Origin of the sequence: Hymenobacter volaticus, from assembly GCF_022921055.1 — a bacterium.
Lineage (GTDB): Bacteria > Bacteroidota > Bacteroidia > Cytophagales > Hymenobacteraceae > Hymenobacter > Hymenobacter volaticus.
In genome coordinates, this window is record NZ_CP095061.1 from 4,747,127 (window position 1) to 4,763,165 (window position 16,039).

The window sequence follows — 16,039 nt, forward strand, 5'->3', positions numbered from 1 at the left end:
AACACTCCAATTTAGCTTTAAGTTACGTCAACAATCATGCAGGATATAGCGGCCCTCTACGACCAATTCCGCGCTTGTGCTTCGGTCAGCACCGACTCGCGGCAGGCCCAGACCGATACGCTGTTCTTCGCCCTGAACGGCCCCACCTTTCGTGGGGCCGACTTCGCCCCGCAAGCGCTGGAGCGAGGAGCCCGCCACGCCGTAGTCGACGATGCCGCTCTGGCAACTCAGTACCCTAGCCAGTACACCTACGCACCCGACCCTTTGCGTACCCTTCAAGACCTAGCCCGTTACCATCGGCGGCAGTTATCTATTCCGGTGTTGGGCATCACGGGCTCAAATGGTAAAACCACAACGAAAGAACTGGTATACGCCGTATTGAGCCGGCGCCTGCGCGTGCAATACACCCGCGGCAACCTCAACAACCACATTGGCGTGCCACTCACTTTGCTAAGCATCCGGCCCGACGAGCATGAACTGGCCATAGTGGAAATGGGCGCTAACCACCAAGGAGAAATCGAGTTGCTTAGCAACATTGCCGAACCTACTCATGGCTTGATTACCAACATTGGCAAGGCCCACTTAGAGGGATTTGGTGGGCAGGAAGGAATTGCAAAAGGCAAGGCCGAGTTGTTCCGCTTCCTAGCCACAACAAACGGCACCGCCTTCGTCAATACTCTGGATGCCCGACTAGTAGAGCTAGGCGTTATCGTACCGAACCGCGTAACCTACCCCGGCGCTAACGATACGTACCCAACCACTTTAGTTAGCCCCATCCCCAATGTAACGCTCCGCCTCACCGATGGCACCCAGGTTGAAGCGCGCATTACCGGCGACTACAACTTCCCGAATCTAGCCGCCGCCGCCGCTGTAGGGCAATACTTTGGAGTGCCAACCGCCGACATTGCCGACGCCTTGTCCTCATATGAGCCGACCAACAACCGTTCGCAGCTTATTCAAACAGGTCGCAACGAGGTATTGCTTGATGCGTACAATGCAAATCCAAGCAGCATGAGTGCCGCTTTACGCAGCTTTGCCGTCCGCCCTTCCACCGACAAGGCCGCCAAGGTGGTGGTTTTGGGCGACATGTTTGAACTTGGAGAGGAAAGTGCCGCCGAGCACACTGCCTTAGGCAACTTACTGGCCGAGCTTACTTTCAACGAGACGGTACTGATAGGTCCAGAAATGGCACATGCGCATACTACCTGCGGAGGCAGCCACAACCATTACTTCGCTACGAAAGCAGAAGCTGCCACTTGGCTACAAAGCCGGGCTTTACAAAATCGTCAGATTCTCATCAAAGGCTCCCGCGGCATGGGCTTGGAAACCTTATTAGAGTTTGTTTAAATTAAAAAAGAACCAAACTAAACAGCAGACGCTACATAAAACACAGAAGGCTTGCTACTTGGCAAGCCTTCTGTGTTTTATGTAGCGTCTGCCCAACCAAAGCAAACCTTGCCTATTCCTTTTGCAGACAGCGCAGTCCGCTTTAGAAAGGACTCTCGAATCCTTCCAGCGAGGGTAGTATCTGGTCTTTATCAGATACGGTCGGCGAGTCTATACCCCAATCGATTTTAAGTGTAGGATCGTCCCAACGAAGGCCACCTTCAGCACTTGGCTGATAATAGTCCGAGCATTTATATAGAAATAGGGTATTGTCCTCAAGGGCGACGAAACCGTGCGCAAAACCGATAGGCACATAAAGGGTGTTATAGCGATGCGCATTTAACTCTACCACTAAATGCTGCCCGTAAGTAGTTGATTCGCGGCGCAAGTCGACAATAACATCGAGGGCACGGCCCTGAGCTACCCGTACTAGCTTAGCTTGCGCATGTGGTGGCCGCTGGAAATGTAAACCTCGAAGGACGCCACATGCCGAACTCGACTGGTTATCTTGCACCCACTCATGGCTGACACCTGCCTGCTCGAAAACCCGAGCGCTAAATGATTCGAAGAAAGCTCCACGAGCGTCGCCAAAGACGCGGGGGTAAATTCAACGACACCGGCCAGGGCGTGCTGCTTAATTTCCATGTCGAATGATTGGTAATTCTGATTTCTTTAACCGTATTCAGGGACAAGTTAGCTTGTTTGCTTGTTCCTAGCGGCGCTTAGTAGCTATTGAAGCTACTTCAGTTAAGTATTTGTCGAGTACAATCTGCTCATCAAACTTGGACTCGGCAAGGTGACGACCAGCGCGGCCCATGGCTTCTAGCTCGGCATTGGGCAGCTCGAGAATACGCAGCATTTTGGCGGCTAAGTCAGGTGCATTGCGCACTTCGCAGAGCAAGCCATTCTGGCCATCTTCTACGGTTTCACGGCAGCCCGGCACGTTGGTCGTGACGATGGGCTTGCCCATAGCGGCAGCTTCGAGCAGGGTTTTAGGCGTGCCTTCGCGGTAGGAAGGCAACACCACACAGTCGGCTTGGCGGATGTGGGCGGCTACGTCGTCGGTGGTGCCTAAGTACTCGATATTACCGGCCGTGAGCCACTGCTCGAACAATGCCCGCTTCACTCCCACTCCCCCGACTCATCGATGCCCCTAACAGTTGCACCCGCGTGCCAGATACTGCTTCCCGTACCAGCCGAGCAGCTTCGAAATACTCTTCTACTCCTTTCTCGTAAAGCACGCGCGCTATCATGAGAAACACGAAAGGCTGCTGACGCTGAAATTCAGCGGCCGGCCGGAAACGATTCGTATCAACCCCAGAACCAGGTAGCACGTCCGTTATTTCTTTGCGCACCAGCCCATGCTGCAGAAACAGCGCTTGGTCGTCGCCGTTCTGGAAAAATACTTTGCGCGGAAACCGGAAGGCGTAGCGGTAAAGCTGCAAAGCAACCTTACTCACGAAGTTGGGCACCAGAAACACCGTCCCCAAACCCGACACGTTGTTAATGCTCGGAATGCCAGCCAATCGAGCAGCCAATGCGCCGTAGATGTTGGGCTTGATGGTATAATGGAGCACCACATCGGGCCGCTCTCGCCGATAGATACCATAGAAACGACGAGTTAATTGAGCATCCTTTATGGGGTTAGTGCCCTTATTTTCCATCAGAATCGGGACATAGCGGCACCCAAGCTCGGTTTGCAGGCGTTCGGAATAAGCATCAGGGGGCGCAATAGCTATTACCTCGTGGCCAGCAGCCTGTAAGGCTTTCACCAAGCTGCGCCGAAAATTCCAGATATTCCAAGAGGTATTTATAACAATGGCAACGCGCACGGACAGTAAAACAGTGAGATGGAGAAATAGTAATGTAGGATTCTGAAGAGCAAAGATAGGGCCCTCTGGAAAGTAAGAGCCCTGCACACGCCTAAGTACCTCTGCTAGTTGCTGCCTGTGGCGAATAGAAGTCCTTCTATTACTGCCAATAAATTCGACCCGCGACACGCTTTTTCGGGCGTTACCTTTGTTGAGTACTTCAAAGACTTCGTATCTCACCACTCACCACCCCATTGCGCGTGTCATTTTCCGTTTTGCTTTTACGCCTGCATCTGCTGGTACTACTTGCTTTCTTACTTTTTTACGCTACCAAAGCTGCGTTGTTATTTCTGGGCCGCCAAGAAGACTTGCGCAATCTGCGGGCCCGTACCCGTATCGTCGACTCCCTACTGGGGCTGCTGATTTTGGGGTCCGGGCTTTGGTTGGTGGCTTTGTACCCAGGGGACGCCCCACGTTGGCTGTGGGTGGAACTCGGCTTGGCCGTGGTTCTGCTGCCGCTGGCTATTGCAGCCATGCGGCGTCAATATAAGCCGGGCATAGCCTGCATGCTACTCGGCCTACTGTACCTGTATGGCGTCGCGCAAGCTGGTAGCCTTACGTTGCAGCGCCCAAGTCGCAGGGTCGCTGGCACGGCCGCACTCGGCCGCCCCGAAACCACTCCCACGCCTGATGCGGCTCCTCCCGTCGATACACTATTTGATGATGAACCTGGCCTTTCGGAAGCGGAAACCGCCGCGCTACAGGCAGCCACTGCCAATGCAGCCATTGCGTCGCCTCCGGCCGAGCCTGAAACCGATGGAGAAGGTATCTTGGCTGATGGCAAAGCGTTGTTCAACAAAAATTGCGCGGTATGCCATGGAGCCAATGGGCGCTTAGGTTTGAACGGAGCACACGACCTTAGCAAAAGCAACCTCAACACGACGGGTCGCGTGTACATGGTGACGCAAGGTTTGGGCAAAATGCCTGCTTTCAAAGACAAGCTAACTACGGCTCAGATTCAGCAAGTAGTAGCTTATTCGCTGACGTTGAAGTAAACTACCTCATTAGATAAGGTCTACGGGTTGACTGCTCTATGCCAGCTCAACTTCAGATCCTACTCTCAGAGGTAATTGTAGCTGATGAGTTGAAGGATTAGCGGCGTAGCTAGACCGCAACTCACATTATTTACAACAGTATAAGCTTAAATAACGCCCTATTTCTTCTGTAATACCGTAACCAAGTTTTTGCTTTTATAGAAAGTCGTTTTATACGTTACTTATTCCATTCTACTCTTCCCCGTCTCTCTACATGGCAAAGAAATCTAATTCCGGTGGGCGCCAGCAAACCAACAGCACCCGCCACCCCGGCGCTACCGACGCCCCGCGTGGCAACCAACCCACTCGCAATCCGGATACTGGCACCTACGAAACAGCGCAACAACGGGAAACCGCCGTATTGATAGCCGTGCCAGACAAACGGCAGTCGGATACCCGTACCCAAGAGTACCTAGACGAGTTGGAGTTTCTAGCCGAAACAGCCGGCGTGGAAGTGAAGAAACGCTTTGTGCAGCGCCTCGACAAGCCCGACATTAGAACCTTTGTGGGTGAAGGTAAGCTAGCCGAAATCAAAGCCTACGTAACCCATTCTGGCATCAGCGTAGTCATTTTCGACGACGACCTGTCGCCTTCGCAGTTGCGCAACTTGGAGGCCGAGTTGATGGTGAAGATCGTGGACCGCTCGCTACTTATCATCGACATCTTTGCTACCCGGGCCAAAACAGCTACTGCGCGGGCTCAGGTGGAGTTGGCGCAGTACCAGTATCTGCTGCCCCGCCTGACGGGTCTGTGGAGTCACTTAAGCCGGCAACGTGGTGGTGGCGTGAGTATGCGCGGACCGGGGGAAACGGAAATCGAGACAGACCGCCGCGTAGTGCGCGACCGAATTTCGCTGCTGAAAGACAAACTCAAGGACTTCGACAAGCAAAGCCATACCCAGCGCAAGGCGCGCGGCGGCGTGGTACGGGTGGCGCTGGTGGGCTACACCAACGTGGGCAAAAGCACGATTATGAATCTGCTGAGCCGCTCCGACGTGTTTGCCGAAAACAAGCTGTTTGCCACTGTCGATTCCACAGTGCGCAAGATTTCCTTCGACAATATCCCGTTCCTGCTTTCTGATACTGTTGGGTTTATCCGCAAGCTCCCTACGCGTCTCATCGAGAGCTTTAAGAGCACGCTCGACGAAATCAGGGAGGCCGACTTGTTGGTGCACGTTGTAGACATCTCGCATCCTTCGTTTGAAGAGCAGATTGAGGTGGTCAACGAAACGCTTAAGGATATCGAGGCGGCCGATAAGCCGATGCTGCTGGTTTTCAACAAAATCGACCAGTACCGCACTGATACGGAAACTGAGCGCGAGGCTGGCTTCGAGGGCATGAACGAGGATGAAGACGCACCTAGCCGTCCTACACTAGCGCAGCTACAGGACACGTACATGGCTAAAATGCACGACCCGGTTCTCTTCATTTCGGCTAAAAACCGTGAGAACATCGAAGAGCTTCGGGCCCTGCTGACTCGTCACGTAGCGAAGATCCACTATCAGCGTTACCCCAATACGGTAATTGACCACGTAGACGGCGAGTAGATAGCCTCACCCTGAATAGAAGCCCTGGCAAGTTGCCAGGGCTTTTTTATGCTTGGTATGCTTGTGTTGATTGCTGTTTAGTGGTTGAAGTGAGGGTAAGCGAGTAAGTTACCAAACTGCCTACCGTGGTTGCGTGCTAGTACGAATTGCGTAGTGTCTTCTGTGTAATCATCTCATCCTAATAGCTCTTCTACTTTCAAAAACCCTAGTTCCACTTTGAAAATATTGTCTCCCTTCATACCTTAAATCACCACATTATTACTATATTTCATCCTATTCTCCTCTCACAATTATACTCACTCACAAACCACTCGCATGAAGGCAAAATTTTACGCATTGGCTCTCTCTTTTCTGGGCTTAACTTCTTCAACTCTTGCGCAAGACTTGCGCTCAACGCTTGCCAATGGCAAGGCAACGCCAGGCAGACAGTGTGCCACGATGGACGTATTGAAAGCGCAAATGGCAGCCGATCCTTCACTTGCCAAGCGCATGGCGGCAGTAGAAGACCAGACCAAAAAGTTTGAAGCTACGTCAACTGCTAGGCGCTCGACAACGGGCGTAATTACGATTCCAGTAGTCGTGCACGTGCTCTACAACGTAGAAGCGCAAAACGTATCGGATGCGCAGGTTGCGGCACAAATAACTGTGCTTAACAAGGACTTCGCTAAAGCCAATGCCGATGCGAGGTTGATACCAGCAGCTTTTGCGCCGCTGGCCGTTAACACCAACATCCAGTTCGTGCTGGCTAAGCAAGACCCAACCGGCGCTCAAACTACAGGCATTATCCATAAGCAAACCAAAATTACTTCATTCACCACCAACGATGTAGTGAAATTCTCGAAGCGCGGTGGTGATGATGCGTGGCCTGCGAGCAACTACCTCAACCTGTGGGTATGCAACTTAGGTGGTGGGCTACTCGGGTACGCGCAGTTTCCGGGAGGCAAAGCCAATACCGATGGGGTGGTAGTCCTGTATTCATCGTTGCCGGGCGGCTCGTCAGTCTCCTACAACAAAGGCCGGACGGCGACGCACGAAGTAGGACACTGGCTGAACCTGCGCCACATCTGGGGCGACACCAATTGCGGCAACGACTTGGTAGCCGATACACCTACCCAGCAAACCAGCAACTACGGCTGCCCCGATTATCCGCATATCACCTGCAACAACAAAGGCGACATGTCGATGAACTACATGGACTACACCGACGATGCGTGCATGTATATGTTCTCGGCGGGTCAGGCGGCGCGCATGAATGCCTTGTTTGATACGGGCGGTAGCCGGGCGTCGCTGCTCAATTCGCCGGCTGCCAGGGCAGCAAGCCAACTCGCTATTTCCAGCGAACTAGCTAGCAAAGCAGTCATTCACTTGTATCCTAATCCAGCCTCTCAAACCCTGAACGTATCGGTACCGGAGAAACAGGCGACGACTTGGAGCGTGAAAGTATACGACCTCAGCGGGTACGAAATGAAGCAAGCTCACTACGATGGCCAAGGCCGCGTAGGTGTTGCCAACCTACCCCAGGGCCTCTACCAGGTGGTGATGTCGGATGGCGCCCAAACAATACGCCAACGTTTCCAGAAAGAATAGCTTACTTGCCCTTGGAGCTAGTGATGTTGCAGCGTTGCTAGTTTTTCACACCTACCATTTTCCCTCATTCACCCGCATGAAAAGCCCGCCATTCGGTGGGCTTTTCTAGTGTTATGGCAGTCTACCTGCGTTGCCAAGAATCTTTTACTCATAATATATCAGGTCATAATTTGCGAAGAATCTTTTCACTACTTAACTGCTTGACCTACTGATTATACCACCCTGTTCTGCTTTGTAGCTTCGCAACTACTCAACTTGCTCGAATCTCCTCTCAAACACCTAGAAAATTTTAGAGATACTCTTATTTTCCTGTGGCGCTTTACTTCTAGAATAACCATTTTGCAAGCCTCATAGTAAAGAGGCGTGCTTTCAGTTGAACCTCACTTTGCCCGCATGAAAAGCCTATATCTGATGCGCCACGCCAAATCTAGCTGGAGCTTCGACGATTTAACAGATGAGCAGCGCCCGCTCAACGGCCGGGGCCGCGAAGATGCCCCCCGCATGGGCCAGGCCTTGGTTAAGCGCAACATCAAAATAGATTTACTGCTCTCCTCGGCGGCCGTGCGGGCCTTAACGACGGCTGCTTTGGTAGCCAAGGAGCTGGGGTACCCCCACGAGCGAATTGTGGTGCGCCCCGAAATCTACCACGCCGATGTGCAAGTGCTGCTGGACGTCGTGCGCTCTTGCCCCGACGAAACCAATTCGGTGCTGCTTGTGGGGCATAACAACACTATTTCCGAATTTGCCAACCTACTCTCGCCGGGTGCGCTGCACGAGGAAATGCCCACTGCTGGTATTGTATGCCTGCACATTCAAGTTGATCGGTGGGCTGATGTAGATCAGTCGAACACCGAGTTCTACTTTTTCGACCGCCCGCGCGACAAGCCACGGGAAGTCGAGTAGGTCCCGCAGACAAAGCAGATAACTTCTCTTCAGAAGGTGTTTGAAGTTGCTGTTTTCACGTAAGGGGCATGGTCGCTATGGCTTGGCACCAGCTAGGGCAATTATGGCATAGCGTTGAACGCTTGGTGCTTGTTGCGCAGAGCCGGTACTGATTTACTGCATATTGCAAATAGTAGAGGCTTTCCTTGGGGATGCCAGATAAAGGAGGACGCTCTTGTACGTGACGCTTTTTCTTAATCATGGAAAAAATCGAAAAGAAAGCCACTGAAAAACCAGTGCTGCTAAACAGGGAACTAAGCTGGTTGGCGTTCAACCGACGCGTGCTGCAGGAAGCCCAGAACCCGGAGGTGCCGTTGCTTGAGCGCCTCAAGTTCATGGCCATCTTCTCCAGCAACCTCGACGAATATTTCAAGGTGCGCGTGGCAACACTGCGGCGGTTGGTGAAGCTGAAAAAGAAAACCCGGGCCAAGCTGGCCGACGATCCCACCTCCCAACTCAAAGAGTTGCTGGAGGAAGTGCGGCGGCAGCAGCAAGAATTCGGTGACACTTTTCGCAACAGCTTGCAACCGGCCTTGCGCGAGCAGCACATCCACCTCGTATCCGAGCACGACCTGACCGACGAGCAGCGCAAGTGGGTGCATCATTACTTCGAGCAGCACGTGCAGGACTTGCTCTCGCCTGTCATCCTCGATGAAAACCTGCACCATCTGTTCCTAAAAGATCAGACGGTATACCTCACGTTTTACCTCACAGAACCAACGGAGGCCAGCTCGAAAAAGAAAAAGCACCACGCGCACGATGAGCGGGTATTAGTAATGGAACTGCCGGTGAAGCGCCACGGTGGCCGCTTTGTGGTGCTGCCCAATCAAGGCGACGAGCGGTACGTGATGTTCCTAGACGACGTAGTTCGGTGCTGTGCCCACACGCTGTTCCCGAAGTTCGGCAAGGTGCAGGTGCACTCCATTAAAATCTCCCGCGACGCCGAACTAGACATCCAGGAGGAAGTGTCGGGCAACCTGATGGCCAAGATCAAGAGCAGCCTACAGAAGCGCGAAACCGGCTATCCGGCCCGCTTGCTCTACGACCCAGCCATGCCCAAGGAAGTGATGCAGGCCCTGATGCAAAAAACCGGCATCGGCACCGACGAGCTAGTAGAAGGCAGCCGCTACCACAATTTCCGCGACTTTTTCGGCTTCCCCGACTTAGGCCTCAATCACCTGGTGTACGAGGCGCACTCGCCCCTGCCCCACCCGACGCTGCCTCGCACTGGTCCCATGATTCCGGCTATTGCGGAGCGCGACCACCTATTGAATTTACCGTACCAGTCTTTCGACTACGTAACGCGCTTTCTGCTCGAAGCTGCCAACGACCCTTTGGTAAGCGCCATCAGCATCACGCTTTACCGAGTTTCCAGTAAGAGCGAGGTAGCGAAAGCACTGCTCAAGGCTGTGAAGCACGGCAAGCAAGTGACAGTGGTAGTGGAGCTGAAAGCCCGCTTCGACGAGGAAAGCAACATGTACTGGGCCGAGAAGCTGCAAAAGGCGGGTGCCAACGTTATTTACGGCATTCCCGAGCTGAAAGTACACAGCAAGCTAGCCCTGGTCACCCGTGCCGAAGAAGGCCACAACCGCCTCTACGCCTACCTGAGCACTGGCAACTTCAACGAGAATACTAGCAAGATTTACGCCGACCACGGCCTGTTCACCACCGACCCTCACCTGACCAGCGAGGTAGCCGAGGTGTTCCGCTACTTCTACGACCGGCAAGACAAAGCGGGCAGCTTCAAGCACCTCTTGGTGGCACCATTCGAGCTTCGCGAGCAACTCAATAGCTTAATCGACCACGAAATCAGCTTAGCCAAGCACGGCAAGGACGCCTATATCATCTTGAAACTTAACGCGCTGCAAGATGAACGGATGATTCTGAAATTGTATCAAGCCAGCGAAGCCGGTGTGCGGGTGGAACTCCTGATTCGGGGTATTTCCTGCCTTGTGCCTAACCTGGAAGGACAGAGCCTCAACATTAGTCAGCGGGGTATAGTAGACCGGTACTTGGAGCACGCCCGCATCTACGTATTCGGCAACGGCGGCAAGGAGAAGATCTACGTGGCCTCTTCCGATTGGATGGCCCGTAATCTGGACCGGCGTGTGGAAGTTGCGTTTCCTATTCTGCAAGAAGATTTACGCGTCGAAATCCGCCACCTCCTCGACCTTCAGCGCCAAGACAACGTGAAGTCCAGAGACTGGCAAAACAACTTCTTAGGCTCGGAAAACCCCGACGCACCCCGCGTCAGGGCCCAGGAAGACACGTATGCGTATCTAAAGAAGCTCAGTCGCAAACGGAACAAGCCAAAGTCTGAAAAAAGCTAAGTGGCTAACGTTCTTGAAGCGTAACTAAAGAAAAAAGAGGGTCAGGCTAAGCCTGACCCTCTTTTTTCTTTCATCTGGAGAAGCTTCTCTTAATCAAGGAAGCGTCTTCAATCACTACTTACGCTCAATCGTGCTTATTACCGTCCCACTCCGAAGAGGCCCAGCAGTCCTTTGGTGGGCACAATAAAGATTTCGAGGCTGGCATAAGGAGTCCAGTCGAACTGGCTGTCGATGATTTTTTGCCGGTCCTTGTTGGTACGGTCAAAGGCATCGAAGGCGTAGTTATAGCGGTAGCCACCTTCTACGCCCAACCAGATGAAATCGTACAGCTCACGCTCCCAGCGGCCCCGGAATTTCACTTCGGTTTCGCGTAGCTCCAGCGTACGCAAGGGCTTTATGCCGGGCTCCGGCTGGCCATTGTCTAGGCGCCGGACCAAGGGGTTGTTGAGCTTGATGATGTAATTGAAGCCATCGACGGTATAGCCAGCCGTGAGGATGGACTTCGGCGAAACGTTGTAGCGCACAGCCACGCGAGCCGGGAAGATGGCTTCTACACCCCAATGCGAGTTGAAGGTGCGGTTGTAGAGTATGGCCGGATATGGACTAAACCGCCCAAAGGTGTATCCTAGTTGCACCCCTACGCCCCAGGAAAACTCTGGGCTCCGCTTCCAGCCGTACAAAAACTCTGACGACACGCGCAGGTAATCTTTCACGTTTAGCTCGCTTGAGGTATAGTCGCCGCTTAGCTCGCCTTTCACCCGGAAGATGTACCAGTTAACTGTGTTCACCGGCCGAATGACGGCCAGCTGTGCTCCTAACGTCTTGAGTGCTTTGTCCTCGATGTTGTCGTAGAACTCGTAGGTGGTGGGGGTGTTGCGGAACTGAAACTCCTCCCGGTCATAATTGACACCCAATATCAGCTTGAGGTGCGGATGATTGAGCATCGGGATGTACCCTTTGAAAATAAGCCGGGCGTTTTTGCTGGCGTCGGCTGAGTAGTTCGGCAGGTTTTCCACTTTGGCTGTTGATGTCACGCCAAAGCGCGGCATTCGCTCATAGTGAAAAATGATTCCTTTGGTCGGCCCCTGATTCACTACCGAAGGCGTAGCAAACTCTTGGTCGCGCCCTACTTGGTTGGAGGCAAGGGTATCGGCGGGGGAAGGGGCCGGGGCCGGAAACACCGGCGTGGGCGACGCCGGCGTGACTTGTGCTACTGCTGCAGTGGTCAGTAGGAAGCTAAGTCCAGCAAAGGCAATTTTGCGCACCATGCGCGCCCGAAATATTAAAGTTGAGGACATACGCTACAAGGTGGAATAGAAACTAAACTCGGTCATCTTTAACGCGACATCCAGCAGAAAGGCTGCTGCCTTTTTTCACAGAAGAAAAGAGCCAGCCCGACCCGGCCGGCTCTTTTTCTAGTTTCTGCTTATCAACAAATTAGCGCTTTTTCGCTTCTTAAACACTGGTTGGCAACCCGCACTTAGAACAGGAAGTCAAATCCTATAAACACCAGATTTTCTTCGCCCCGTGAATACGTCACGTTGATGACGGCCTGTTTCAGAATGTCGACCCACACGCCCCCGCCAATGGCGGTATGGTAGGCGTCGAGGCCCGTTCGCACATCGTAGCTAGAGTACACACGCGCCGCGTCGGCTAGGCCCATGATACCGAACTTACCCGGCAGCAGGTAAGCATTAAACTCGAAAAGTTGAATCCGCACCTCGGCGTTGGCATAGGTGCTAGAGCGGCCCGAGTAGCGCGTGCGACGGTAGCCGCGCAAGTTGGTAGTACCGCCCAAAGTGTTGGCCTGGAAGAAGCGATAGTCGCCGAGGTTGCGACTGGCGCCAATACGACCGGCCCAAGTTAGCTGGAACGGGAAGTTGGGGCTCAGGTAGAAGCGGAATTCCGAAGCCAAACGCCCATAGGTTAGCTTCTCGGCGTTGAGCTGCTTGTTGTATTCCACCGAGTTGTACCAGCGCAAACCAATACGCGGGTTTTTCGGCGACGAAGCCGCATCAATGTTCAGATAAGCCCGACCACCTAAATAGCGGTTCAGCTGGAAATCTGAGGCCCGAATACCAACGGCACTCGTGCCTTCTAATCCATTGCCGTCTTCATCAAGGCCAGCCGCAATTTCGCTACCGATACGGTCATTAGATACCCTGAATTGGTCGTACTGCGGACCAATACCGAATTTCAGGAAGCTGAAGATGTCACGCTCCAGCACCGGCGAGATATACAAGCGCGAGAAGCGGACCCGGTAGGTGTTGTTGATATCCCGAGCACGGGTACTGTTGTTGTCGGCCAGGATGTTGCGCGTGTCGTTGCCCAGACCGAAGTAGTTATAGAGCAGCTGTGGGCCATAGAGCTGCGCGTTTACTCGCAGATCGTATTTGCCAATCACATCTACAAAGTGGCCTGCATACCGCACGTTGTAGGCTTTTTGCGACGGCGAATAGTTGGCAGCCAAGCTCTGCTCGGTGGCGTACGGCTCTTTCCGGAACCCGTAGGTGCGGTACAAAACCCCGCCACCCAAAAACAGACGGTCGTCGATGTTGTAACCGAAGTATGCGGTCGGACCGAAATAGTTGAGCGTGTAGTCTTTGCGGTCGGAGCGGTTGTGCACGTCGTACCGGCTCACGTCAATGCCGGGTTCAGTGCGCAGGCGGGTGTCTTTGCCCGGCGTAATCACGTTGCCGGTATCGGCGTCGTAGATGTGCGTGTAGTGCCGCAGACCCGCCACGTTGGAGCGGTCCGTGATAGAGTCTTTATCGGTGCCGGCAATGATGCGCAGTTTGGTGCCGCGCTTCACGTCGCCTCTCACGTCATACACGTCGTTGCCCTCAAACCCATATAGGCGCAGCTCCTTGGTAACCTTGTTGTCGAAGGTGCGGTCGAAGAGGGTTTTGCCGAGAGCACCTTCCTTGGTGATTTTCTTGACCACTACCCGCGTCTTGTCGTCGGGTAGGCGCTCTACCATAAATTTCTCGCGCTTGCTAGAGCCCTTTACTTCCGTCACCTGGCTTACTACCTCGTAGTAATCAGCAGCTAACTCGGGCAGTAGCTCACGGCGGCTTTTTAGCTTGGCTATAATTTCGGGGCCGTGCAGGTCATAGATCTGCTTGGGCCACCGTTGCTTGAATGCCTTCTCGATAACGTCATCGGTGAGAGAGGCTTTCAGCTCTTCTGCCTGCTTCACCCACTGCTCTTTCGTGACGGAAGCCAGGTACACCCGGTCGTTGCTGAGGGCCGTTAGGTTGAGGCCTTTCCAGTCAGCATAGTCGGCCCCGAAGTTTTGGAAGTTACGAATGGCCCACTTGCGTGAAGCCAAGTACGGAAACAAACCGTCACCCTTAAAGAAGGCAATGTCGCGGTCTTCGGGCACGGCCGTAAACTTCCGGTCGCCTTCCTTGTCTTTTTTCTCGGCCCAGCGCCACTGATCTTCGTGCCGGTCCCAGTCGCCAATCCACATATCGAAGAGGCGCGAGCGGGCAAACGCTTTTTCGTCGACGCGGTTGTCGTTGTCGTCTACCAAGCGCTCAAACACCTTGTCGGTACCGACTAGGTTTTCGGCATTGCCAAGCGAGGCCACGTTGCTTTGGTCGTCTTTGGCATCTTCTTCAATAGCGCCCGGCGTGTTCGAAAAACGCTCGAGGTACTGACCAAGCAACGGGTCCTGCGGAATGTAGCGGAGTTCGGGGTTGGTATGCAGAATGCCGGCGGCCGTAGCCAATGGCGGTATTACAATGGAACCGTATGGGTGCTGGGCCGAAATCTGGTCTTGCAGAATGTCGGCGGCAGCTCCGCTGCGCAACGCTTCCGGCAGTACGGCACCGGGGTCTTTGTTGAGGCTGCGAATGGTGAAGTTGCGGCCTTCTTCATTGCGCACTTTCAGCGAGGCCGTTTGCTTGCCGCCACCAATCTTGTAGGGCGTAAGGCCACCTTGCTCGGTGGCGAGGTCCAGCACCGGAAACTTCACGGGCGTGGCCCACTCTTGGCGGTAGTGCTGCCCGAACAATGACTTGTGAAACTTGCTGCGGTCGGCGTAGCGCTTGTTCACGGCCAGCGTGATCGTGCTGTCCTTGAAATTAGGGCGTGGCCCAGTGGCAACTACAGGCGCAGCTTCGGTAGCGGCCGCTACTGGCTGCGCATACAAGGGCGTGCGGTACACAAGGCGGGCCGTTTCGCCCCGGCCATTCGGAATCCAGTACTCCACCCATACTTGGCCATCGTCGTAGTAGTTTACGCGGGCCAAGCCTTTCTCTTTGTCGGAGAAGTTGGCTTTGGCGCCGCTCCCACTACGGGTGTGCTGCGTTTTGCAACCCGAGCCACTCACAATCTGGTGGTAGGTTGGCATCCGGAAGTACTGTAGGTTGTGCTCGTGCCCCGACGCATAGATGATGTTCGGGTGCTTAGCAAAAATGTCTTCCAGCCCCTTCTTATACGCTTGGTAAAGCGGGTGCGGAATGTCTTGGCTAACTCCGCCGTATTTGCGCGCAAACGGATACACCGAGCCTACTACGGGCAGCGGGATGAATGCATACTTCGCTACAATCGAGAGCGGGAACAAGTGGTCGGCTAAGGTGAAGTAGCCGCCATGAATACCATCGGACTGAATAGGATGGTGCCCGATGACCATGATATTCTTGTCCTTGTTGCGCTCGATGATGTCTTCTAGCTGCGTGAAGAAGTCGGTTTCGTTGGCCACGCCGCAGCCGCTGTTGGCTCCGTACGGCCGCTCGCCTTCGCCCTGCAAAAACCATTGCGAGTTGATGGCAACCATCACTAGGTTATCCTGCAGGCGCACCTCGAATGGTCCCGGGCACGCGTCGCGCGGAATGAAAAAGTCGCCGGTGTAGGAGAAGGCCGCCGAATCGTTGGACATGAAGTTCTCCACGAAGCGCTGCTCGCGGTTCACCTGCTCTACACCTCCGTTCTTGCCTTGCTTCCAATCGTGGTTGCCCGGAATCATGTATTTCTCGCCGGGATAATTGCGCAGCACGTTCAGCTGATCGACAATGCGGCGCTCTGATTCCTTGCGGTCGGAGGCCCCTTCCTCGGGCATACCGTTCTCGTAGATATTGTCGCCGAGATAAATGGCAGTGCTTTTGGCGCCGGCGGCCAAAAGCTGCTTGCGCATATAATTCAGGGACGGCTCCCCGCCCTTCTCCGAAGACTCAGGCTTGCCTACATCGCCAATTAGGAAGACAGAATAATTGATTCGGGAACTGTCGGGGGTGTTTTTGATTTCCAGGTTTCACCACCCTTGGTATAGTTCGGACGGATGGGGTGCGGGGTCTGCGTAGGTTTTTGTGCCCATGCAGTGGCGCCGCCTAACATCCA

Annotated in this window: 11 protein-coding genes; 6 read left to right on the forward strand and 5 right to left on the reverse strand. The window is 54.0% G+C overall.

The genetic code is table 11. From position 1 onward, the window contains the following. Positions 1 to 36 precede the first annotated feature (36 nt). A complete protein-coding gene (locus tag MUN86_RS20720) occupies positions 37 to 1,347 on the forward strand; it encodes a UDP-N-acetylmuramoyl-tripeptide--D-alanyl-D-alanine ligase (protein ID WP_245119892.1) in 1,311 nt (436 codons plus the stop codon). A 142-nt stretch (positions 1,348 to 1,489) separates the two neighbouring features. Here MUN86_RS20720 and rfbC read toward each other — a convergent pair whose 3' ends face one another. From rfbC to MUN86_RS20735, 3 genes are all read right to left on the reverse strand, one after another. After that, entirely contained in the window at positions 1,490 to 1,993 is a 504-nt protein-coding gene (gene rfbC, locus MUN86_RS20725) for a dTDP-4-dehydrorhamnose 3,5-epimerase (protein ID WP_311182125.1), read from the reverse strand. Positions 1,994 to 2,098: 105 nt separating this feature from the next. Next, on the reverse strand, positions 2,099 to 2,512 hold the full coding sequence (locus MUN86_RS20730; protein ID WP_245119893.1) for a glycosyltransferase: 414 nt from the start codon (positions 2,510 to 2,512) through the stop codon (positions 2,099 to 2,101). After that, on the reverse strand, positions 2,472 to 3,218 hold the full coding sequence (locus MUN86_RS20735; RefSeq protein WP_245119894.1) for a glycosyltransferase: 747 nt from the start codon (positions 3,216 to 3,218) through the stop codon (positions 2,472 to 2,474). Before MUN86_RS20735 ends, MUN86_RS20730 begins: the two co-directional genes overlap by 41 nt. A 239-nt stretch (positions 3,219 to 3,457) precedes the next feature. Here MUN86_RS20735 and MUN86_RS20740 point away from each other — a divergent pair, with 239 nt between their 5' ends. From MUN86_RS20740 to ppk1, 5 genes are all read left to right on the forward strand, one after another. Continuing rightward, entirely contained in the window at positions 3,458 to 4,252 is a 795-nt protein-coding gene (locus tag MUN86_RS20740) for a c-type cytochrome (RefSeq protein WP_245119895.1), read from the forward strand. 253 nt (positions 4,253 to 4,505) lie between these two features. Next, positions 4,506 to 5,837 carry a GTPase HflX gene (hflX, locus tag MUN86_RS20745; RefSeq protein WP_245119896.1) on the forward strand — a complete coding sequence of 444 codons (1,332 nt, stop codon included), beginning with the start codon at positions 4,506 to 4,508 and terminating at the stop codon, positions 5,835 to 5,837. A gap of 315 nt (positions 5,838 to 6,152) precedes the next feature. Continuing rightward, positions 6,153 to 7,424, forward strand: a complete 1,272-nt coding sequence (locus MUN86_RS20750; RefSeq protein WP_245119897.1) for a M43 family zinc metalloprotease — start codon at positions 6,153 to 6,155, stop codon at positions 7,422 to 7,424. Positions 7,425 to 7,817: 393 nt separating this feature from the next. Continuing rightward, positions 7,818 to 8,327, forward strand: a complete 510-nt coding sequence (locus MUN86_RS20755; protein WP_245119898.1) for a SixA phosphatase family protein — start codon at positions 7,818 to 7,820, stop codon at positions 8,325 to 8,327. 239 nt (positions 8,328 to 8,566) lie between these two features. Next, positions 8,567 to 10,696 carry a polyphosphate kinase 1 gene (gene ppk1 / locus MUN86_RS20760; RefSeq protein ID WP_245119899.1) on the forward strand — a complete coding sequence of 710 codons (2,130 nt, stop codon included), beginning with the start codon at positions 8,567 to 8,569 and terminating at the stop codon, positions 10,694 to 10,696. A 137-nt stretch (positions 10,697 to 10,833) separates the two neighbouring features. On the opposite strand, the gene MUN86_RS20765 is transcribed toward ppk1, so the two are convergent. Next, positions 10,834 to 11,994 carry a DUF6268 family outer membrane beta-barrel protein gene (locus MUN86_RS20765; protein WP_245119900.1) on the reverse strand — a complete coding sequence of 387 codons (1,161 nt, stop codon included), beginning with the start codon at positions 11,992 to 11,994 and terminating at the stop codon, positions 10,834 to 10,836. A 182-nt stretch (positions 11,995 to 12,176) separates the two neighbouring features. After that, a complete protein-coding gene (locus MUN86_RS20770; RefSeq protein WP_311182128.1) occupies positions 12,177 to 15,950 on the reverse strand; it encodes a metallophosphoesterase in 3,774 nt (1,257 codons plus the stop codon). Positions 15,951 to 16,039 lie beyond the last annotated feature (89 nt).

What these genes read in the sequence shown, in the direction of transcription:
- MUN86_RS20720 (WP_245119892.1), top strand. Translation starts at nt 37, where the DNA reads ATGCAGGATATAGCGGCCCTCTACGACCAATTCCGCGCTTGTGCTTCG.
- hflX (WP_245119896.1), top strand. Translation starts at nt 4,506, where the DNA reads ATGGCAAAGAAATCTAATTCCGGTGGGCGCCAGCAAACCAACAGCACC.
- MUN86_RS20750 (WP_245119897.1), top strand. Translation starts at nt 6,153, where the DNA reads ATGAAGGCAAAATTTTACGCATTGGCTCTCTCTTTTCTGGGCTTAACT.
- MUN86_RS20755 (WP_245119898.1), top strand. Translation starts at nt 7,818, where the DNA reads ATGAAAAGCCTATATCTGATGCGCCACGCCAAATCTAGCTGGAGCTTC.
- ppk1 (WP_245119899.1), top strand. Translation starts at nt 8,567, where the DNA reads ATGGAAAAAATCGAAAAGAAAGCCACTGAAAAACCAGTGCTGCTAAAC.
- MUN86_RS20765 (WP_245119900.1), bottom strand. Translation starts at nt 11,994, where the DNA reads ATGTCCTCAACTTTAATATTTCGGGCGCGCATGGTGCGCAAAATTGCC.